The following is a 20,654-nucleotide window of genomic DNA, read 5'->3' as shown; positions in this document are numbered from 1 at the left end:
CGGGATAGCTTCGGCTCAGCCAAGGGTTTTTTGCCTGCCGAGCGAGATCGTATTCGTGAGCCGTTTCTGGAAACCGAACGACGACAAGGCCGTCGCGAGGACGAGGAGCGGCACGAGCACCGGCCAGAAGAAACAAAGGACGATGCCGGTCACGCGATAAAAATCCCAGTCCTTGCCGCGGCGGGCGCCTTCGATATAGGTCATGGCGAGAGAGGTAACGGTGCCAATTCCATATATGAAAAGAGAAATGGACGTAATCACCATTGATGGCCTCAATAAATCTATGATTCGAATAAATTTGTAATATTGATGCACTGTAGCGCAGATGTTCGCAGTTGCAACGGATTTCAGCGACGCAGCGCATCCATTCAATAAGTTAGGAAAATCTTATATTGTCGGGCGGGAGGCGCACGCGCGGTTTATTCTTTGCGTAGCAGCAGCTTGTCGCGATGATCTAGCGACCTTGTCCCGAAGCTCCGAAGCGATACTTCAGCAGCGAATATATGGCGATAGGATTGGTCAGCAGGTAACGTTTTCCGAGCCGCTTCGGCTCGAGCATGGCCCGGTAGAGCCATTCCAGCCCCATATCCTGCATCCATTGCGGCGCCCGGCTGTTCTTGCCGGCGAGGAAATCGAAAAGGCCGCCGCAGGTCTTGATTACGGCGATGCCGGAAAGCCTGTCCAGATTGCGCGAGACGAAACGCTGCTCCAGCGGTATGCCGAAGCCGACCCAGAGAATATCCGTCCCGGATGCCGCGATATCGGCTAGGATCGCCTCTTCCTCGGCCCGGCTGAAATAACCGTTGCGCCGCCCCGCAAATACGAGGCGCGGATAAAGCCTCTGCATTTCCTCGACCGCCGCGCGGTTCACCTCTTCGGAACCGCCGAGGAAATAGAAACGGCTACCGGTCTCTTCGGCGCGCTTCGCAACCGCATGAACGAGATCCGTGGTCGCAACCCGCTCTCTCAATGCCTTCGGGCAGAATTTGCGGGAGAAGATCACCAGCGACATGCCGTCCGCATGAATCTGGTCCGCCTGCCGCAGCATGGCGTCGAATTCCCGGTCGTGATGGCAAAGCGCGATGACCTGACCGTTTGCCGATGTCGAATAAAACGGTTTTGCACCGGCCGCACGCGCCGTCGTCGCGCGCAGGATGAAATCCCGCGCGGTTTCGTCGATGGTCGCGTCGGTAATGGGCAACGCCGCAAGCGGAATAACCGGCCAGACCTGGCCAGTCCCCTCCGCATCCGGCATCTCTCTCCCTGTCATAATCTGTCCGGTGTCCAAGATAGGCATCGTTTCATTGTTATATTCACGCTTATGCTTAGGGTATAAGGCTTCAAACACTACGAAGAACTATCATTAATATTTTTATAAATCCCCGTATGCGGCGGCCATTTTACACGCCTGAAGGTTGTGCGCCACATTTTCCGCCTATTCCGGTTTTCCAGCCGATGGGTTAAGGGACGCGGAAATCAAACCACGGAAGGGCTCCGGCCATGGAAACAATCTCGATCGACAATCGCGGCGATTTCGGCCTCTGGGCGATAGAACGGGCGAAAGAAATCGTCGCCAACGAGGCGTCCGACCTTGCCATTTCGGTTCGCGACGGTGACGAAGCGGGCATTCGCGATGCCGGCAATGCACTGGGCGCGGCCATCGCCGCCGCGCTGCTCGAGGTTTATGACGGTCTGATTTCGGAAGAATAAGGCGACGCGCAGCCGCCTTGTCTTACCGCGCCGCGACGTCCGCGTGATCGTCCCGGCGAAGATAACCCCAGAGGCCGAGCGCCACGGCAATTGCCAGACCAAGGAACAGGCCGCCCATGCCGCCGGCGATCAGGAACGTCAGCTTGCCCGGCGGCCAGCTTCTGGAATTGGGCGCAACCGGCTGCGAAATCACCCGCACATTGGTGGAATCGATCGACTGCTGTTCGGCAAGCTGGCGCGAGCGGGTGAGATAAGTCTCATAGATCGCCGCCGCCGAGCGGGCGTCACGATCGAGATCACGCAGCCGCACCTGCGCCTCATTGTCGGTAAAGACATTGGCGCGTTCCGCCACCGCTTTCAGCCGCAGGGCATCGAGTGAGGAGCGCGCCTCCGCGACGTTGATCTTTGCCGCTTGAAGGATACGCCGCGCCTCATCCGCCATTCCCTGTTCCAGCATCGCCCGCTCCGCACCCGCGGTCGCAAGACGCGGATGGCGCGCGCCATAGGTCAGCGTCATCGCACCGATCTGCTGTTGCAGCGTGCTGTATTGCGCGCGGATGGTATTCATCGTCTGGCTGTCGAAGATGGCGTCGCTCTGGGTGCGGTTCTGCGCAATCGCCGCCTCCATCTGCTTGAGGCGCGATTCTTCCTGAATGAGGCGCTGCTGGGTCGCAAGCACCTGAGCGTTCAGCTCACCGGAAGCCAGATTGCTGACGAGCTGGCCGTTATTTTCCTGCAGGCCGTTCTCACGGCGAAAATCGGCCACGCGCTTTTCGGCGGCGGTCACATTCTCGCGCATTTCCTCGAGCCGCCTCCTGAGATCGTCAACGACGCGTTGACTGCTGTCGGAGTTTGTCTGGAATAGCTCGCTTTCGAAAGCCTTCACGATGGCCTTGGAGACAGTCACCGATTTTTCGGCATCATTGGTCCAGACCGAAAGCGTCACGACAAAGGAGCGCGGGTCGCGTTCCGCCGCCACCCGATCGCCGAGCGAACGAAGCGCACCGACCCGGTTGTCGTCATCTTCCGGTTTCGATGAGAACATCGCCTTCAGCCGGGCGAGCGGCGGTGGACTGATGAATTCAGGGTCCTGATCGAGCTTCAACTCGTCCACCACCCGTGCCAGCACGTTGCGCGAGGTGATGGTGCGCAGCTTGCTTTCCACCTCGAGGATTTGCGTGTCGCGCTGCTGGTTGGGTGAAAACACGCCGTCATTGACGACATTCAGGTTGGAGGGATTGACGACGATATCCGTATAGGCCTTGTAGCGCGGCGGCGTCATGGAGGCATAGGTCAGCGCGCCGGCGACGCAGAGAACGATTGCCAGCACGATCCAGACAATGCCTTTGCGAAGCCAGAGGATGACGTCATCCACACCGATCCTGTCGATATGTTTCAGGCCCGGCAGCGCAGTCGCCAGACTGCCGCTCGGCGAAGCCGTCTTCACCGGCGTCTCGGCCGCAGCCGGCTCGGCGACGGTTTTCGCCGGTTTCGGCTCCAGATGCTCCTTCAGCACCGTGCGCTCGAAAACCTCGTCCTCATCCACCAGATCGTCCAGCAGGGAACCATGGGTTCTCGCGGCAGGCGCCGTTTTTTCATCGAGCGGACGTGCCTGCTTATGTCCCGCCTTTTGAAGCCTGTACATCAGCCAATCCAACTCGAACGAACCACAAAAAGGCCGGCAACAGAGGGTTCCCATCGTCGCCAGAGCCGCTATCGACGGACAAGTTTAAATATGACGGGTGAATTTTAGGTTACCCGCATCAGTCCCGCCATCATCACCTATTCGCGTCCGCGTTGAAAGGGATGATTGACTTGAATGGATCGATACGGTTCTTTCAACCGTTATATTTTTGCATTATCCATTTGACCCTCAAAGATTTTATCGAAACGGAGTTTGGAATGAGCCTGAAATTTGGAACGAGCGGCCTTCGCGGCCTCTCCGTCGATCTGAAAGGAAAAGCCTCGGCCGTTTATGCCACGGCATTTGCGAGGCACCTTCTCACGTCGGGCCAGGCAAAGGCGGGCGATCCCATTCTCGTCGGCCGCGATTTCCGCGATTCGAGCCCGGATGTTTCCGCCACCTGCATCGCCGCGCTCAAAAAAGCCGGCCTGACCCCGTTCGATTGCGGCACGGTGCCGACACCCGCGCTGGCGCTTTACGGCCTGTCGCTGAAGGCCGGCGCGCTGATGATCACCGGCTCGCATATCCCGGCCGACCGCAACGGCATCAAGTTCTACCGCCCGGACGGTGAAATCGACAAGCAGGACGAGACGGCGATTGCCGCTCTTGCCGCCGAGATCGAAGCGGAAGGCATCAGCGACGAGGCGGCGACCGCAGAGGACCATTCCGCCGCGGCAGCCGAACTTTTCTACGAGCGCAACATCGCGCTGCTGCCGGAAAAAGCGCTCTCCGGCCTCAAGATCGGCGTTTACCAGCACAGCACGGTGGCGCGCGATCTCTTTGTCGACGTGCTTGCCCATTATGGTGCGGATGTCGTTCCGCTCGGCCGCTCCGAAACCTTCATCCCTGTCGATACCGAAGCGGTCTCGCCGGAAACGCTGGCCCTTCTCAAGAAATGGTCGCCGGAGCACGGTCTCGACGCCATCGTTTCCGCGGATGGCGACGGCGACCGTCCGCTGCTGACCGATGAAAACGGCGTGCCGCTGCGCGGCGACCTCATCGGCCTGATCACCGCCAATTTCCTCGGCGCCGGCGTGGTCGTCACCCCCGTCACCTCCAATTCCGGCATCGAGGCAAGCGGTTCGTTCGACGTCGTCCGCACCAAAGTCGGCTCCCCTTTCGTGATCGCGGGAATGGCTGAGGCGCTCGCCGCCGGCAAGAACGGTGTCATGGGCTTCGAGGCCAATGGCGGCCTGCTGACGGCCTCTGCCTTCACACTTAACGGTCGGGCGCTTTCGCCGCTGCCGACGCGTGACAGCTTCCTGCCGGTTCTCGCCGTGCTGCTTCTCTCGGCAGAACAGAAAAAGCCGCTGTCGCAGATCGCCGCCGCCTATAACCTGCCGGTCGCCGCCGCCGACCGTCTGGAAAATTTCGCGCAGGAAAAGAGCGCCGCCCTGATGACGCATCTGCGCGCCTCGCGCAGCAATCTCGAGGCCTTCCTCGCACCGGTCGGCACCGTGAAGACGCTGAGCGACATCGACGGCCTGCGCGTCGCGCTCACCGATGGCAGCACCATCCATTTCCGCCCTTCCGGCAACGCTCCCGAAATGCGCTGCTACGTCGAAGCCGCCAATCAAGACGAGGCCGAAACGCTTCTGAACAAGGGACTCGATCTCATCCGCAATTTTGGGTGAGAGTGGATGCCGCATACGCGATGGTGTAAGCTGCACGCATGAAGAGAACGGACGCAATCAGGAAACTCAAGCGCCACGCCCATGCAGTGAAAAGCATGGGCGCGACGTCGCTCTATCTTTTCGGATCGACGGCCCGCGATGAGGCCCTTGCCTCCAGCGATCTGGACATCTTCATCGACTATGATCCGGGCCGCCGTTTCTCGTTGATCGATCTCGTCGGTATCAAGCAGTTTCTGGAAGAAGAATTGGCCGTGGAGGTCGATGTGACGACACGCAACAGCCTCCACCCGCTGCTCCGGAATGACATCGAGCAATCCGCCGTACGGATATTTTGATGACCAGACGTAGGGTCGGGCCGGTTCTCGCCGAAATTCTGGAGGCCATAAACGGCATTGAGACCCACACCGCAGGCCTGTCGCTCACTGATTTCCAGCAAAATTGGCTCCTCAAACTCGCCGTGCAACGCGCCCTCGAAATCGTCTCCGAGGCGTCCCGTCACCTATCCGATGACTTGCTGGAGCTTGCGCCGGACGTACCGTGGAAACAGATTCGGGGAATCGGCAATATTCTGCGTCATGAGTACCACAAGATCGCGGATGATGTCGTTTGGGCCGTGGTCACCGAACATGTGCCGCCGCTCAAAATTGCTGTTGAGGCTATCCAACGATCCGTCGAAAGTGAAAACTGAGGACTTATCAGCGCCGTGTCGCAAATGTCGCACCCCGCCCGTGCCCTGTTGCTCTTCCGGCTCCATGGAGCGATAAGGACCGGAGGGCCACAAGAGGCGGATTATGAGCGGCGAGACCATTACCCTTTATGAAGCGATAGGTGGCGATGCGACCGTCAGGGCCCTGACCCGGCGCTTCTACGAATTGATGGATACCCTGCCGGAAGCGGCGCGCTGCCGCGCCATCCATCCCGCCGATCTTTCCGGCAGCGAGGCGAAGTTTTACGATTATCTGACGGGATATCTTGGCGGACCGCCCGTCTATGTCGAGAAACATGGCCACCCGATGCTGCGCCGCCGCCATTTCGTCGCCCCCATCGGCCCGGCAGAGCGGGATGAATGGCTGCTCTGCTTCCGACGCGCCATGGACGAGACCATCGAAAACCCGAAGCTGCGCGAGATCATCTGGACGCCGGTGGAGCGGCTGGCCTTTCACATGCAGAACCAGGAGGCGGACAGCCAATGACCACGCAGAGCGCGACCATCGCAAGCCTGCCGCGCGAAAGATTGCGGGCCTTCATTCTGTTGCTGGGCGGCCTCCTGGGTGCTGCAGGCGTCATGCTTGCTGCCGCTGCCACCCACACCGGCGAAACCTATATGCTCGGCAATGCTTCGGCCATGTCGCTGGCGCATGCGCCGGTGCTGGTGGCGCTTCATATCGGCGGGGATCGCATCAGAACCGCCATTCCGGCAGGCCTGATCCTCGGCCTCGGCACCGCGGTCTTTGTCGGCGATCTCGTCACCCGGCATTTTTCCGGCCACAGCCTGTTTCCCTACGCCGCACCCACGGGCGGCCTCGGCATGATCGCCGGATGGCTGGTACTGTGCGCCGGGGCATTTCTGAAGCCGAAGGGCTAGAGCGCGTCCGGTTTAAACCGAACCGTCGGACGTGCCCTACCTCTCTGTTTTACGCATTTTCCGGACGTAAAACCGCGTCGCACTTTGACTGGAAATGCTTCAGCTTTAGCCCTTACGCCGTGTCCAGCGAAACGAGAGGATATTGCGGCCCTCTTCGGCCGCCGCGCCGATCTCGAAGGATGGCGTTTCACCGGGTTGGCGGGTGCGCAGATAGGGAAAGGTCACGACATTGCTGCCGCTTCCGGCAAGGCGATTGCGCCTTTCGCGTTCACCGATGATTTCATAGATGTCCGGCAAAGCCGGATCGGCGGCCTGTTCGGCCATCTTGTGCAGTTCCACGCGGCAGGCTTCCGCCGCCGCTGGCACTCCATCCTTAAAATTATTGCGCTCGTCGCTCATCGTTCGAGGTCCGTTCATTCATCGTCTGCAGCGCCCGCTCCAGACTGGATTTGCTGCCGTTGCGCAGCGGAATGAACGTCTTGCCGAATTTCTTGCAACCGGACTTCACCCGCAGACACGCATCGTGGCTGATACAGTCGATCGGGCAGAAAACGCAGTCGACGGAGGGAAGCACGGTATCGATGCGCGAGACGGCTTCACGCAGGCCGCCATCGTGATGAATGAGCTCCGCGCCGAAATTGCTGGCGATCTGGCGAAGATGAGCAACCTGACAGTCACGGCCGCCGACATAAAGAAAGCTTTTGGGACCGGAAAGCTGCTGTTCGGCCACGTCCCGCTCGGTTTGGGGAACGCCCTTGCCCTGCTTGCCGCCACGTTCGGCCTTCTTCTTTTCCTTGCGTGCCATTCCCTCACCTGCCGGTTGATTTTTCAATGCCCCGGACGTTCGGGATGCCGGCACCATAATAAAGATGAGTTTTGGAGTAAAGTATAAAGGTGATAATTTTCCTCATGTTTCGGCATAAAGAATCGATTGCTTAGAGCATTTCCAGGAAAAGTGGACCCGGTTTCCCGTCCGGAAATGCGCCAAAACAAAGAGTTAGAGTGTTTTCGCGATTCGAAGAACGCGAAAACACTCTAGGCGCGAGAACGGTTCCGTTCAGCCGTTTATCCGCAATCCGCCCATGAAAAGCTGCTCCAGATGCCGGGCCGCATCCTCGAAACGGCCCTCGCCGCCATTCTTCTCGCCCAGCACCGCCCGCACCTGCACATCGAAATCCGCATAATGCTGCGTGGTAGACCAGATGGAAAAAATGAGGTGATAAGGATCGCATTTGGCCATCCGTCCGGCCTTCACCCAGGCGCGGATCACCTCGGCCTTTTCATCCACCAGTTGTTTCAGCGGCCCCTTCAGCTCATCCTCGATATGCGGCGCGCCCTGTAGGATTTCATTGGCGAACAGGCGGCTTTCACGCGGGAAATCGCGCGACATTTCCAGCTTGCGACGAATATAGGAGCGAATCTCGCTTTCAGGATTGCCCTCGGCATCGAAAGCGCGCAGCGGGTCGAGCCATGTGTCCAGCACCCGCTCGATCAGCGCGCGATGCATCGCCTCCTTGGTGCGGAAATAATAAAGCACGTTCGGTTTCGACATGCCGGCCGCCTCGGCAATCTGATCGATGGTGGAGCCGCGAAACCCGTTTGTGGAAAAAACACTGAGCGCGGCTTCAAGAATCGCTTCCTGCTTTTCTTCCTGAATGCGGGTCCGCTTCTGTGTTTTCGCTGCGCGCGGTATGGCCATTCTCAGCTCTCTGTTTCTTTTCCATGCAATTGCCGTTACAGTATGCTTAAAAAATAATCTCCGCGTACAGTTTAGGCAAAATTACTGCGATTCGTCACAAAATCCCTTGCTGACGCCACCGCGAATTTGCAATGTTTACCAGCCGGTCAATTTATCCCCCATCGCCACCACAAGGCAATGGCTGTTATCTTAACCGGCAAAAAAGGGAACGGCACAAGCTTTGCTTCGATAAAAACAAAACAGGTGAGGACGACACTTCATGGCGGCGGGTAAGAACTTGACGGTCAATGGCGACCGTCTGTGGGACAGTCTGATGGATATGGCGAAGATTGGCCCCGGCATTGCCGGCGGCAATAATCGCCGCACGCTGACGGATGAGGATGCGGAAGGCCGCCGCCTGTTCCAGCGCTGGTGCGAAGCGGCCGGGCTGACGATGGGCGTCGACCGCATGGGCACCATGTTCGCCACCCGCCCCGGCGAGGATCCGGACGCGCTTCCCGTTTATATCGGCAGCCACCTCGACACCCAGCCGACTGGCGGCAAGTTCGATGGCGTGCTCGGCGTGCTGGCAGGGCTGGAGGTGGTGCGCAGCCTGAATGACTTGAACATCAAAACCAAACACCCGATCACGGTCACCAACTGGTCAAACGAGGAAGGCGCGCGCTTTGCCCCGGCCATGCTGGCCTCCGGCGTCTTCGCCGGCATTCACGATCTCAATTATGCCTATGGCCGCACCGATACCGACGGCCAGACCTATGGCGAAGAGCTGAAGCGCATCGGCTGGCTGGGCGAGGAAGAGGTGGGCGCGCGCAAAATGCACGCTTATTTCGAATATCACATCGAACAGGGGCCGATCCTGGAAGCGGAAAGCAAACAAATCGGCGTGGTCACCCATTGCCAGGGCCTGTGGTGGCTGGAAGTGACGCTGACCGGCAAGGAAGCCCACACCGGCTCCACCCCGATGGCCATGCGCGTCAATGCCGGCCTTGCCGCCGCCCGCATTCTCGAAAAGGTGCAGGAGGTGTCCATGGCCCACCAGCCGGGCGCCGTCGCCGGCGTTGGCCAGATGATCTTCACGCCCAATTCCCGCAATGTGCTGCCCGGCAAGGTGGTCTTCACCATCGACCTCAGAACCCCCTCACAGGCGAAACTCGACAGCATGCGCGCCATCTTCGAACGCGAGGTGCCGCAGATCGCCGAAGAACTCGGCGTGGGCTGCTCAATCGAGGCCATCGGCCATTTCGATCCCGTCACCTTCGACCCCGTTTTGGTCGGCCGCGTGCGCTCCGCCGCCGAAAAACTCGGCTACAGCCACATGGATATCATCTCCGGCGCCGGCCACGATGCCTGCTGGACGGCAAGGGTCGCCCCCTCCACCATGATCTTCTGCCCTTGCGTAGACGGGCTTTCCCACAACGAGGCCGAAGAAATTTCGCCGGAATGGGCAGCCGCCGGCTGCGATGTGCTGCTGCATGCAGTGCTGGAGACTGCGGAGATCGCGGAATGACCGCCACCATCATTAAGAACGGCACCATCGTCACCGCCGACCTCACCTACAAGGCCGATGTGAAGATCGAAGGCGGCAGGATCACCGAGATCGGGCCTGATCTGACCGGCGGCACGGTACTCGATGCCACCGGATGTTATGTCATGCCCGGCGGCATCGATCCGCATGTGCATCTGGAAATGCCCTTCATGGGCACCTATTCCGCCGATGATTTTGAGAGCGGCACGCGCGCGGCGCTTGCCGGCGGCACGACCATGGTGGTGGATTTCTGCCTGCCGGAGCCGGGGCAATCGCTTCTTGATGCCCTGCAGCGATGGGACAACAAGGCGACCCGCGCCAATTGCGATTATTCCTTCCACATGGCCGTCACCTGGTGGGGCGAGCAGGTCTTCAACGAGATGAAGACGCTGGTGCGGGAAAAAGGCATCAACTCCTTCAAGCACTTCATGGCCTATAAGGGCGCTTTGATGGTGAATGACGACGAGATGTTCGCCTCCTTCTCGCGCTGCGCCGAACTGGGCGCCATTCCCTTCGTGCATGCGGAAAACGGCGATATCGTCGCGCAGATGCAGGAAAAGCTGATGGCGCAGGGCAATGTCGGGCCGGAGGCGCATGCCTATTCCCGTCCGCCCGCCGTGGAAGGCGAGGCCACCAACCGCGCCATCATCATCGCCGATATGGCCGGTGCGCCGCTTTATGTCGTCCACACCTCCTGCGAGCAGGCCCATGAAGCCATCCGCCGCGCCCGGCAAAACGGCATGCGGGTCTATGGCGAACCGCTGATCCAGCACCTGATCCTCGATGAAAGCGAATATGCCAATCCCGATTGGGATCACGCCGCCCGCCGGGTCATGTCGCCGCCCTTCCGCAACCGGCAACATCAGGACAGCCTCTGGGCGGGTCTGGCATCAGGCTCGCTGCAATGTGTGGCGACCGACCATTGCGCCTTCACCACCGAACAGAAACGCTTCGGCCTTGGCGATTTCCGCAGGATACCGAACGGCACCGGCGGGCTGGAAGATCGCATGCCGCTGCTCTGGACCCATGGCGTGGCGACCGGCCGGCTGACGATGAACGAATTCGTCGCCGTCACCTCCACCAACATCGCCAAGATCCTCAACATCTATCCGAGAAAAGGCGCGATCCTCGTCGGCAGCGATGCCGATATCGTCGTCTGGGATCCGGCGCTGGAAAAGACCATCAGCGCGGCGAGCCAGCAATCGGCCATCGATTACAACGTGTTCGAAGGCCAGAAGGTCAAAGGCCTGCCGCGCTACACCCTGTCGCGCGGTCTCGTCAGCATCGAGGAGGCTACCATCGAAACGCAGCCGGGCCACGGCCAGTTCATCGCCCGCGATGCGTATCCAGCCGTCAGCCGGGCGCTTTCCACCTGGAAGGAACTCGTCGCGCCGCGCAAGGTGGAGCGCAGCGGCATTCCGGCATCGGGTGTATGACCGTGAGCACCGGGCCGAAACGCGAAATCGTCATCGCCGCCGCCGTTCTCCTCAATGAGCGGCGGCAGATGCTTGTCGTGCGCAAGCGCGGCACCACGCAATTCATGCAGCCGGGCGGCAAGATCGATCCAGGCGAAACGCCGGAACAGGCGCTTCACCGCGAACTTGCCGAGGAAATCGGCCTGACGCTGCCCGAAAATGCCGCCCGTTATGAAGGCGTCTTTCGCGAGGAGGCCGCCAATGAGACGGGGGCGGACGTCGTCGCCCATACATTCATCGCGAGGCTTCATGCCGATGTGGCCCCGCAGGCGGAAATAGAGGAAGTGCGCTGGCTCGATCTCGACGGCCACACCGGCGTAACGATCGCAAGGCTTACGGAAACCCAAATACTGCCGCTGGCGCGCGCGGCCCTGACGGAAAGCGAAACCAAGCCCAGATGAACCAGGCCTCCCCCTATTCCGTCGTTTCCGCCAGAAATCTCGGCCTTACTTTCGAAACGGGCGATGGCCCGGTGCACGCACTCTCCAATGTCGACCTGGAGGTTGGCAAAGGCGATTTCGTCTCCTTCATCGGCCCTTCCGGCTGCGGCAAGACCACCTTTCTGCGGGTCATCGCCGATCTGGAAAAACACACATCCGGCGACATCACCGTCAACGGCACGACGCCGGAAAACGCCCGCCGGGACCGCTCTTACGGTTACGTTTTTCAGGCCGCCGCCCTTTATCCGTGGCGCAGCATCGAAAAGAACATTGCGCTGCCGCTCGAAATCATGGGCTATACCAAGGCCGAGCAGCGCGAGCGCGTCGAGCGCACGCTCGATCTCGTCAACCTCAACGGTTTCGGCAAGAAATATCCCTGGCAGCTTTCCGGCGGCATGCAGCAGCGCGCCTCCATTGCCCGCGCTCTCGCCTTCGATGCCGACCTGCTGTTGATGGACGAGCCCTTCGGCGCACTGGATGAGATAGTGCGGGATCACCTCAACGAACAACTGCTGAAACTCTGGGATACGACCGGCAAGACCATTTGCTTCGTCACCCATTCCATCCCCGAAGCGGTCTATCTTTCGACCAAGATCGTCGTGATGTCGCCGCGGCCGGGCAGAGTGACGGATGTGATCACATCGACGCTGCCACGGGAAAGGCCGCTGGACATCAGGGAGACGCCGGAGTTTCTGGCGATTGCGCATCGGGTGCGTGAGGGGCTGAAGGCGGGGCATAGCTATGAGGGGTGAGGTCAGCGCCAGCATTACCCCCCTCTGCCCTGCCGGGCATCTCCCCCTCAAGGGGGGAGATCAGCAAGAGGCGCGACCACCGCTTCATTCGCAAAGGTTAAGACGTGCGAGACCTCACCACGAGTCGATCTCCCCCCTTGAGGGGGAGATGTCCGGCAGGACAGAGGGGGGTAAGCCACACCCAGAAGGCACCGCTAAGCCCCACCCGCGGCAAAAGCGGCGGAGCGAAAACCCATGACCCTCCTCCGCCACCGCATCCTCCCCATCCTAACCGTCCTCCTCGCCATCCTCATCCTCTGGCACCTCGCCGTCATCTACCTCAACATGCCCTTCGCCCGCGATCAGGCCACCCGCGCCGGTCAAACGCCGGGCTTCTTCGAGCTCCTGCCGCAAACCTTCGCCCAGGAGCGCCCGGTTCTCCCCGCCCCGCACCAGATTGCCGCCGAACTGTGGGACACCACGGTCAACAAGGCCATCACCTCCAAGCGCAGCCTCATTTACCACGCCGGCGTTACGCTCTCGGCCACGCTGCTCGGTTTCGCCATCGGTGCGGTACTCGGCATCCTGCTTGCCGTCGCCATCGTGCATAACCGCGCCATGGACCGCTCCGTCATGCCGTGGATCATCGCCAGCCAGACCATCCCCATCCTTGCCGTCGCGCCGATGATCATCGTCGTCCTGAACTCCATCGGCATTTCCGGGCTGCTGCCGAAGGCGCTGATCTCCACCTATCTTTCCTTCTTTCCCATCGTCGTCGGCATGGTGAAGGGTCTCCGAAGCCCGGAGACGATCCAGCTCGACCTGATGCACACCTATAATGCCTCACCCGGCCAGATATTCTGGAAGCTGCGCTGGCCCGCGGCGCTGCCCTATCTCTTCACCTCGCTGAAGATCGCCGTCGCCATTGCGCTGGTCGGCGCCATCGTCGGTGAATTGCCGACAGGCGCTGTTGCCGGGCTTGGCGCGCGTCTGCTTTCCGGTTCCTATTACGGCCAGACGGTGCAGATATGGGCGGCGCTGTTCATGGCCGCCGGTGTGGCTGCGCTGCTCGTATCCATCATCGGCATCGCCCATGCCGCCGTCCTCAAGAGAATGGGAGCCCGGCCATGACCCATCCCGGCTGGTTTTTCGGCGCGATCCTGTTCTGGTTTGCCGCCTGGGCCTTCAACGAATGGCTGGTGCGCCGCCACGTCTCCACGCCAGCTGCAAAGCGCATCAGCCGCATCGCCGTGCCGCTCCTCTTCGGGCTGGCCATCCTCGCGCTGTGGGAAGGCGTGGTGCGCGGTTTTTCCGTGCCGCCCATTCTGCTGCCCGCCCCAAGCGCCATCCTCGTACGGCTCGCCGGCTCCCTGCCGATCCTCTGGGCCGATTTCCGCCAGACCTTCATCAAATCGGTACTGACGGGTTATGTGCTGGGCTGCGGCCTCGGCTTTGCCGTCGCCATCCTCATCGACCGCTCGCCTTTCCTCCAGCGCGGGCTGCTGCCCATCGGCAATTTCGTCTCGGCTCTGCCGGTCGTCGGCGTAGCACCCATCATGGTCATGTGGTTCGGCTTCGACTGGCAGTCGAAAGTCGCCGTCGTTGTCATCATGACCTTCTTCCCCATGCTGGTGAACACGGTTCAGGGGCTTGCCGCTTCCAGCCACATGGAACGCGACCTGATGCGCACCTATGCCGCCGGCTGGTGGCAGACATTGGTGAAACTGCGCCTGCCCGCCGCCTGGCCCTTCATCTTCAACGCGCTGAAGATCAATTCCACGCTGGCGCTGATCGGCGCCATCGTCGCGGAATTCTTCGGCACGCCCATCGTCGGCATGGGTTTCCGCATTTCGGCGGAAATGGGCCGCAGCAATGTCGATATGGTCTGGGCCGAAATCGCGGTCGCCGCGCTCGCCGGCTCCGGCTTTTATGGTCTCGTGGCGCTCGCGGAGCGGGCCGTCACCTTCTGGCATCCGTCCGTCCGTGGGGGACGAACGTAATAACGAAAAAGGGAACAGCGATGAAAATGAAACTTGCATCCATGCTTCTTGCCGGCGCGTCACTCCTGACCGCATTCGGAGCGCAGGCCGCCGACAAGATTACCCTGCAGCTGAAATGGGTCACCCAGGCGCAGTTCGCGGGATATTACGTCGCAAAGGACAAGGGTTTTTACGAAGCCGAAGGCCTCGATGTCGACATCAAGCCCGGCGGCCCGGACATTGCACCCGCGCAGGTTCTGGCCGGCGGCGGTGCGGACGTCATCGTCGACTGGATGCCATCCGCACTCGCCACCCGCGAAAAGGGCGTGCCGCTGGTCAATATCGCCCAGCCGTTCAAATCGTCAGGCATGATGCTGACCTGCCTGAAAGAAACCGGCATCACCAAGCCGGAGGATTTCAAGGGCAAGACGCTGGGCGTCTGGTTCTTCGGCAATGAATACCCGTTCCTGTCGTGGATGGCGCATCTGAAAATCCCGACAACCGGCGGCGCCGATGGCGTGACTGTTCTCAAACAGGGCTTCAATGTCGATCCGCTGCTGCAAAAGCAGGCCGCCTGCATTTCCACCATGACCTATAATGAATATTGGCAGGTCATCGATGCCGGCATCAAGCCGGAGGAACTCGTCACCTTCAAATACGAGGCGGAAGGCGTGGCGACGCTGGAAGACGGGCTTTACGTTCTGGAAGACAAGCTGAAGGACGCCAAGTTCAAGGAAGACATGGTCAAATTCGTCCGCGCTTCCATGAAGGGCTGGAAATGGGCCGAAGAAAACCCTGACGACGCCGCCGATATCGTTCTCGAAAACGACGCCTCCGGCGCCCAGACCGAAAAACACCAGAAGCGCATGATGGGCGAAGTGGCAAAACTCACCGCCGGCTCGAAGGGCGCACTCGACAAGGCGGACTATGACCGTACCGTCAAGACGCTGCTTGGCGGCGGTTCCGACCCGGTCATCACCAAGGAACCGACAGGCGCCTACACCACCGAAATCACCGATGCGGCGCTGAAATAATTCGAAGTGACGCCTAGATAATGGAGCGCGCGGGAGGTCCGCGCGTCCTGATTTATGATTGGTACCAGGGCGACAACTCTCTCGACGTCATCCTTGGGCTTGTCCCAAGGATCTAACCACGTCAACAAAATCAAAACGTTGCAGATCCTCGGCACAAGGCCGAAGATGACGTCGGTGAGAATCGCTTAACTCGATTTCCCATCTGGCGTCGATCTTCTTTTGGAGGCTTTGCCGAAATGCGCCCATTTCGCTGGTAACCCATTTGACGAATTACAATATCCCGACCTATACAAAAATGTATATCAACCATCGCGGCTATGCGGATTGATTTGTACGACAACAAGAATTACAGTCCCGCCCACAAGACTGCCAAATTTGATCTTGTAAAATAAGCACAGGGCAAAGGTGCTTAAGATTCGCGTTGAGGGGCGTTTGAATCGGGAGGATCGAAAAGGAAGTATTGTGATCCCTTGTTTCACATTCGCTATCGCATGACCTTCTAATTGAGCCCTGGGGCTGCAGGACATGTGATCGGATATTGCGCGAGCCAAGACACATGCAGCATAAAGTCACGTTTAACCGCTTTGTATTCCTTCTTCTTTCCGCAACGGCGCTTCCCCTCTCCGCAGCCGCCGAGGGAGAGGCGCAGGCGCCGGTCAAACAGCAGAACCTGCCTTCCATCATCGTCGCCCATGCGGCAAAACGCGATCTCGTGGACCGCATCATCGCCACCGGCACGATCCGCCCCGTGGACGAGATTTACGTCCAGCCGCTGGTCGACGGCCTGTCGATCGACACGCTGAATGCCGATATCGGCGACCGGGTGGAAGCGAATGCGGTTCTGGCCGTGCTGTCCTCCGACAGCCTCGTGCTGCAAAAGAGCCAGCTTGAGGCCAACAAGGCCAAGGCCGAAGCCTCCGTCACCCAGTCGAAAGCCCAGGTGCTGGAAGCGCAGGCCAATCTCAATGACGCCCTTCGCCAGCGCGACCGCGCTGCAAAGCTCGGCCAGAGCGGCTCCGGCTCCGTCTCCGAGACGGAAAAGACCGAAGCGGCCGCGCAGGTGGCGCAGGCTCGCCTCGATGCGGCCAAACAGGCCGTTTCCGCCGGCGAGGCCGACATCAAGGTCGTCGACGCGCAGATCGACGACATCGATCTGAAGCTGACGCGCACCGGCGTGAAAACCCCGGTCGCCGGCATCGTATCCGCCAAGAACGCCAAGGTTGGCGCAATCGCCAGCGGTGCTGGCAATCCGCTGTTCACCGTCATCAAGGATGGCGCGATAGAACTCGTCGCCGATCTCTCCGAGACCGATATCCAGAAGGTCAAGGCAGGCCAGAAAGCCTATTTGACGGTTGCCGGCGGAGCTGAGAAAATAGAAGGCAAGGTGCGCCTCGTTTCACCCACCGTCGACCCGACGACGCGCCTCGGCTCCGTGCATGTGGTTCTGCCGACCGACAGCCCGGCGCGTTCCGGCATGTATGCCAGCGCGGCGATCATCGTCGAGGAGACGAATGCGCTCGCTTTGCCGCTGTCGGCCGTCACCTCCGGGCGTGAAGGCTCGACCACCCGCAAGGTGGAAGGCGACGTCGTCAAGCAGGTGAAGATCGAGACCGGCATCGAAGACGGCGGTTTTATCGAGATTGTCAGCGGTCTTGCCGCTGGAGACAAGGTTGTCGAGAAAGCTGGAGCATTCGTGCGTGATGGTGACCGGATAAGACCGGTGGAAGCCCAGACGGCTGCGTCCAACTGACTGAGGGAATGAGATGAACTTTTCCGCATGGTCAATCCGTAACCCGATTGCGCCGCTGCTCGGCTTCGCGCTTTTGATGATCCTCGGCATGCAGGCGTTCAACACCCTGCCCATCACCCGTTTTCCGAATATCGACGTTCCCGTCGTGGCCGTTACCGTGACCCAGAGCGGCGCTTCGCCGTCCGAACTGGAAATGCAGGTGACGAAGGAGATCGAGGACGCCGTCGCCGCCATCAGCGGTGTCGACGAAATCCAGTCCACCGTGGTCGACGGCCAGTCGACGACAACGGTTGTCTTCCGCATCGAAAAGCCGACGGAAGAAGCGGTTCAGGACACCAAGGACGCCATCGACAAGATCCGCAGCGATCTGCCCGCCGATATCGAAGTGCCCGTCGTCAGCAAGATCGACGTCGAGGGACAGGCGATCCAGACCTTCGCCGTCTCTTCGCCCAACATGACGCTGGAAGAACTGTCCTGGTTCGTGGATGACACGATCAAGCGTTCGCTCCAGGGCCAGTCCGGCATCGGCAAGGTCGACCGTTACGGCGGCGCCGACCGCGAAGTTCGCGTGTCGCTGAGCCCCGAAAAGCTCGACGCCTATGGCATCACCGCCACCGAGGTGAACAGCCAGCTGCGCGGTACGAACGTCGATCTCGGCTCGGGCCGAGGCCAGGTGGGCGGCAACGAACAGACCATCCGCACGCTCGGCGATACGCGCGATGTGAGCCAGCTTGCCAATACCACGATTGCGCTTTCCAACGGTCGTTTCGTCAAGCTTTCCGAACTCGGCACGGTCACCGACACCTATGAGGAGCAGAAATCCTTCTCGCGCTTCAACGGCAATCCCGCCGTCACCTTCGCGGTGTTCCGCTCCAAGGGCGCAAGCGAGGTCTCGGTCGCCGAAACCGTGGCGGCAAGCCTCGATGAGGTGCGCAAGAATCATCCGGACGTGTCGATCGAAATGGTCGATGACGCCGTTTATTTCACCTATGGCAACTACAAGGCCGCACTCGACACGCTGATCGAAGGCGCGATCCTCGCCGTCATCGTCGTCCTGCTCTTCCTGCGCAACTGGCGCGCAACCCTGATTGCCGCCGTGGCCCTGCCGCTTTCCGCGATCCCGACCTTCTGGATCATGGATATCATGGGCTTCTCGCTCAATCTCGTCAGCTTCCTGGCGCTCACGCTCGCCACGGGTATTCTCGTCGACGACGCCATCGTGGAAATCGAGAACATCGCCCGCCATATCAAGATGGGCAAGACGCCCTATCGGGCGGCACTCGAAGCGGCGGATGAAATCGGCCTCGCCGTCATCGCCACCAGCTTCACCATCATCGCGGTTTTCGTGCCGGTGTCGTTCATGCCCGGCATTCCCGGCCAGTACTTCATCCAGTTCGGCCTCACCGTCGCCTTCTCGGTGTTCTTCTCGCTCGCCGTGGCCCGCCTCATCACACCGTTGATGGCGGCCTATCTGATGCGCGCCGAAGATGCGATGGACGATCACCACGACAATGACAGCCGGTTGATGAAGGCCTATACGCGCATGGTAACCGCCACCACCCGCAAGTGGTGGGCGCGCTATCTGACGCTGCTCGGCGCCATCGGCTTCCTCGTCGCTTCCGTCATTCTGCTTGCCGGCGTTCCGGGCAGCTTCCTGCCGCCGGACGACGCCTCACGCGTGACGCTTTCGGTGGAACTGCCGCCCAATGCGACGCTCGACGAAACCGACCGCACGACGACGCAGATTTATCATGCCCTGCGTGACATCAACGGCGTTGAAAGCGTCTTCATCCTTGGCGGCGCTTCGCCCAAGGGCGATCTGGAGCTTCGCCGCGCCACCGTCAACGTCATCCTCCAGCACATCGACCATTCGCTGCTCAAGCTGGTGGTCAACAAGGGCCTCGGCTCCATCCCGCTCATCGGCCCATACTTGCCGAAGGTGGAGGAAAAGGGCCGCACACGTCCGCAATGGGATGTGGAACGGGATATTTTCGCGCAGGTGCGCGGCATCCCGGATGTCCGCATCATCAAGCTGAACGACCGTGCGGAACGCGAGCTCTCCTTCAACTTCCTCTCGACGAACGAGAAGGACCTCAACGACGCCGTCGGTATTCTCGAAAGCCGCCTGCGCGCCTCGCCCATCCTTGCCAATGTCAGTTCGGAAGGTGCGTTGCCCCGCCCCGAACTGCAGATTCGCCCGCGCAAGGATGAAATCGCCCGTCTCGGCATCACGCCACAGCAGATTTCTCAGACCGTGCGTGTCGCCACCATCGGCGATATCGATGCGCAGCTGACGAAGATTTCGCTGGATGACCGGCAGATTCCGATCCGCGTGCAGGCCTCGCTCGATACCCGCCGCGATCTCGCCACCATCCGCGCGCTGAAGATCAAGACCGCCTCCGGGTCGCTGGTGCCGCTCTATAGCGTTGCCGATATCGACTATTCGGAAGGCCCAAGCTCGATCAAGCGCAACGACCGCAACCGCGTCGTCTCCATCGGCTCCGACGTGCCCTTCGGCACGGCGCTCGATACATCGACGGCCGAGTTCAAGCGCATCGTGTCGGAAACCGACCTGCCGGCGAGCGTGCGCCTCGCCGAAAGCGGCGACGCCAAGGTGCAGGGCGAAATGCAGCAGGGCTTCGTCAACGCCATGCTGCTCGGCCTGATGCTGGTGCTGGTCGTGCTCATCCTGCTGTTCAAGGATGTCATCCAGCCCTTCACCATCCTGTTCTCGCTGCCGCTTGCCATCGGCGGCGTGGCGGTCGCGCTCATCATCACGCAGAACGCGCTGTCCATGCCCGTTCTCATCGGCATCCTGATGCTGATGGGCATCGTGACGAAGAACGCCATCCTGCTGGTGGATTTCGCCATCGAAATGCGCCGCCACGGCATGGAACGGGTGCATGCCATGGTGGAGGCCGGCCGCAAGCGCGCCCGCCCGATCATCATGACCTCCATCGCCATGTCGGCGGGCATGTTGCCATCCGCACTCGGCGTCGGCGAAGGCGGCTCGTTCCGCGCGCCAATGGCGATTGCGGTGATCGGCGGCATCATCGTCTCGACGGTGCTGTCCCTCATCGTGGTGCCGGCCTTCTTCCTCATCATGGACGACCTGTCGCGCCTGCTCGCCCACCTCTTCGGCCGCTTCGTCGGCAAGAAGGAAGAGGAGGAAGAGGCCCTCTCCAACGAGAAACTCTCGGAGATCGCCCGCGAAAACAGCCTGGCGCTCTCCTCGCTGGAGGCACGCGTCGCCAGCATGGAAAAGGGCACCGGCGACAAGGCCGCGGATAAGGGCAGCAACATATTGCGGCTACCGCCGCTCGCTGCGGAGTGAAGCTTGCAGAATAACGATTGAGACGCCGGGCCCTGTGCCCGGCGTTTCTTTTGGGGGTGTTTAAGGGGCAAAAC

General features: G+C 60.6%; 20 protein-coding genes and 1 pseudogene. 15 read left to right on the top strand and 6 right to left on the bottom strand.

Annotated elements, in window-relative coordinates:
* Positions 1-15: 15 nt before the first annotated feature.
* Both PH605_RS11025 and uppL read right to left on the bottom strand, forming a co-directional pair.
* Positions 16-264, bottom strand: coding sequence for a hypothetical protein (locus PH605_RS11025; protein ID WP_161987844.1), 249 nt, complete (start codon positions 262-264; stop codon positions 16-18).
* A 190-nt stretch (positions 265-454) separates the two neighbouring features.
* Positions 455-1,255: a polysaccharide biosynthesis UDP-hexose transferase UppL gene (gene uppL, locus PH605_RS11020; RefSeq protein ID WP_125145532.1), complete on the bottom strand. Its 801-nt coding sequence runs from the start codon at positions 1,253-1,255 to the stop codon at positions 455-457.
* 245 nt (positions 1,256-1,500) lie between these two features.
* Between uppL and PH605_RS11015 the strand changes: the two genes are divergently transcribed.
* Positions 1,501-1,710 (top strand): hypothetical protein, encoded by a 210-nt coding sequence (locus PH605_RS11015; protein WP_003509414.1) that lies wholly within the window; start codon positions 1,501-1,503, stop codon positions 1,708-1,710.
* Positions 1,711-1,732: 22 nt separating this feature from the next.
* Here the strand turns inward: PH605_RS11015 and uppM are convergent, their stop codons facing one another.
* Positions 1,733-3,355 carry a polysaccharide biosynthesis protein UppM gene (gene uppM / locus PH605_RS11010; RefSeq protein WP_161987845.1) on the bottom strand — a complete coding sequence of 541 codons (1,623 nt, stop codon included), beginning with the start codon at positions 3,353-3,355 and terminating at the stop codon, positions 1,733-1,735.
* A gap of 257 nt (positions 3,356-3,612) precedes the next feature.
* Here uppM and uppO point away from each other — a divergent pair, with 257 nt between their 5' ends.
* The 5 genes from uppO to PH605_RS10985 all read left to right on the top strand — a co-directional run bounded on the left by uppO (position 3,613) and on the right by PH605_RS10985 (position 6,613).
* Complete coding sequence (gene uppO / locus PH605_RS11005) at positions 3,613-5,028, top strand: polysaccharide biosynthesis phosphomannomutase UppO (protein WP_065655103.1); 1,416 nt, start codon at positions 3,613-3,615, stop codon at positions 5,026-5,028.
* 38 nt (positions 5,029-5,066) lie between these two features.
* Positions 5,067-5,363: a nucleotidyltransferase family protein gene (locus tag PH605_RS11000; protein WP_003520575.1), complete on the top strand. Its 297-nt coding sequence runs from the start codon at positions 5,067-5,069 to the stop codon at positions 5,361-5,363.
* A complete protein-coding gene (locus PH605_RS10995; protein ID WP_142844910.1) occupies positions 5,363-5,716 on the top strand; it encodes a HepT-like ribonuclease domain-containing protein in 354 nt (117 codons plus the stop codon). Before PH605_RS11000 ends, PH605_RS10995 begins: the two co-directional genes overlap by 1 nt.
* A gap of 103 nt (positions 5,717-5,819) precedes the next feature.
* Complete coding sequence (locus PH605_RS10990) at positions 5,820-6,221, top strand: group II truncated hemoglobin (RefSeq protein WP_035220023.1); 402 nt, start codon at positions 5,820-5,822, stop codon at positions 6,219-6,221.
* Entirely contained in the window at positions 6,218-6,613 is a 396-nt protein-coding gene (locus PH605_RS10985; protein ID WP_161987846.1) for a DUF423 domain-containing protein, read from the top strand. Before PH605_RS10990 ends, PH605_RS10985 begins: the two co-directional genes overlap by 4 nt.
* A 105-nt stretch (positions 6,614-6,718) precedes the next feature.
* On the opposite strand, the gene PH605_RS10980 is transcribed toward PH605_RS10985, so the two are convergent.
* The 3 genes and pseudogenes from PH605_RS10980 to rutR all read right to left on the bottom strand — a co-directional run bounded on the left by PH605_RS10980 (position 6,719) and on the right by rutR (position 8,312).
* Positions 6,719-7,012: a hypothetical protein gene (locus PH605_RS10980; protein ID WP_142845004.1), complete on the bottom strand. Its 294-nt coding sequence runs from the start codon at positions 7,010-7,012 to the stop codon at positions 6,719-6,721.
* Positions 6,993-7,316: pseudogene (locus PH605_RS10975) on the bottom strand (DUF2325 domain-containing protein); the annotation flags it as partial. The gene PH605_RS10980 and the pseudogene PH605_RS10975, both read right to left, overlap by 20 nt.
* A 354-nt stretch (positions 7,317-7,670) precedes the next feature.
* Complete coding sequence (rutR, locus tag PH605_RS10970; protein ID WP_003520582.1) at positions 7,671-8,312, bottom strand: HTH-type transcriptional regulator RutR; 642 nt, start codon at positions 8,310-8,312, stop codon at positions 7,671-7,673.
* Positions 8,313-8,571: 259 nt separating this feature from the next.
* On the opposite strand from rutR, the gene PH605_RS10965 reads away from it, so the two are divergent.
* The 9 genes from PH605_RS10965 to PH605_RS10925 all read left to right on the top strand — a co-directional run bounded on the left by PH605_RS10965 (position 8,572) and on the right by PH605_RS10925 (position 20,580).
* Complete coding sequence (locus tag PH605_RS10965) at positions 8,572-9,819, top strand: Zn-dependent hydrolase (RefSeq protein ID WP_142844911.1); 1,248 nt, start codon at positions 8,572-8,574, stop codon at positions 9,817-9,819.
* Positions 9,816-11,273 carry a dihydropyrimidinase gene (gene hydA / locus PH605_RS10960; RefSeq protein ID WP_142844912.1) on the top strand — a complete coding sequence of 486 codons (1,458 nt, stop codon included), beginning with the start codon at positions 9,816-9,818 and terminating at the stop codon, positions 11,271-11,273. The genes PH605_RS10965 and hydA overlap by 4 nt, the downstream gene beginning before the upstream one ends.
* Entirely contained in the window at positions 11,270-11,713 is a 444-nt protein-coding gene (locus tag PH605_RS10955) for an NUDIX hydrolase (RefSeq protein ID WP_161987847.1), read from the top strand. The genes hydA and PH605_RS10955 overlap by 4 nt, the downstream gene beginning before the upstream one ends.
* Entirely contained in the window at positions 11,710-12,504 is a 795-nt protein-coding gene (locus PH605_RS10950) for an ABC transporter ATP-binding protein (protein WP_142844913.1), read from the top strand. Before PH605_RS10955 ends, PH605_RS10950 begins: the two co-directional genes overlap by 4 nt.
* 234 nt (positions 12,505-12,738) lie before the next feature.
* The gene (locus PH605_RS10945; RefSeq protein WP_078051698.1) at positions 12,739-13,614 is read left to right on the top strand and encodes an ABC transporter permease; all 876 of its coding nucleotides are present in this window, start codon (positions 12,739-12,741) and stop codon (positions 13,612-13,614) included.
* Positions 13,611-14,483, top strand: a complete 873-nt coding sequence (locus PH605_RS10940; protein WP_142844914.1) for an ABC transporter permease — start codon at positions 13,611-13,613, stop codon at positions 14,481-14,483. Before PH605_RS10945 ends, PH605_RS10940 begins: the two co-directional genes overlap by 4 nt.
* A gap of 20 nt (positions 14,484-14,503) precedes the next feature.
* Positions 14,504-15,496: an ABC transporter substrate-binding protein gene (locus PH605_RS10935; protein ID WP_020813653.1), complete on the top strand. Its 993-nt coding sequence runs from the start codon at positions 14,504-14,506 to the stop codon at positions 15,494-15,496.
* 556 nt (positions 15,497-16,052) lie between these two features.
* Positions 16,053-17,246 carry an efflux RND transporter periplasmic adaptor subunit gene (locus PH605_RS10930; protein ID WP_003520590.1) on the top strand — a complete coding sequence of 398 codons (1,194 nt, stop codon included), beginning with the start codon at positions 16,053-16,055 and terminating at the stop codon, positions 17,244-17,246.
* 13 nt (positions 17,247-17,259) lie between these two features.
* Complete coding sequence (locus tag PH605_RS10925) at positions 17,260-20,580, top strand: efflux RND transporter permease subunit (protein WP_065655114.1); 3,321 nt, start codon at positions 17,260-17,262, stop codon at positions 20,578-20,580.
* Positions 20,581-20,654: the final 74 nt, after the last annotated feature.

Source organism: Agrobacterium sp. CFBP 3001 (assembly GCF_027871605.1).
Lineage (GTDB): Bacteria > Pseudomonadota > Alphaproteobacteria > Rhizobiales > Rhizobiaceae > Agrobacterium > Agrobacterium leguminum.
The sequence above is the reverse complement of the archived record's forward strand: the minus strand, read 5'-3'. Positions and strand labels throughout refer to the sequence as shown.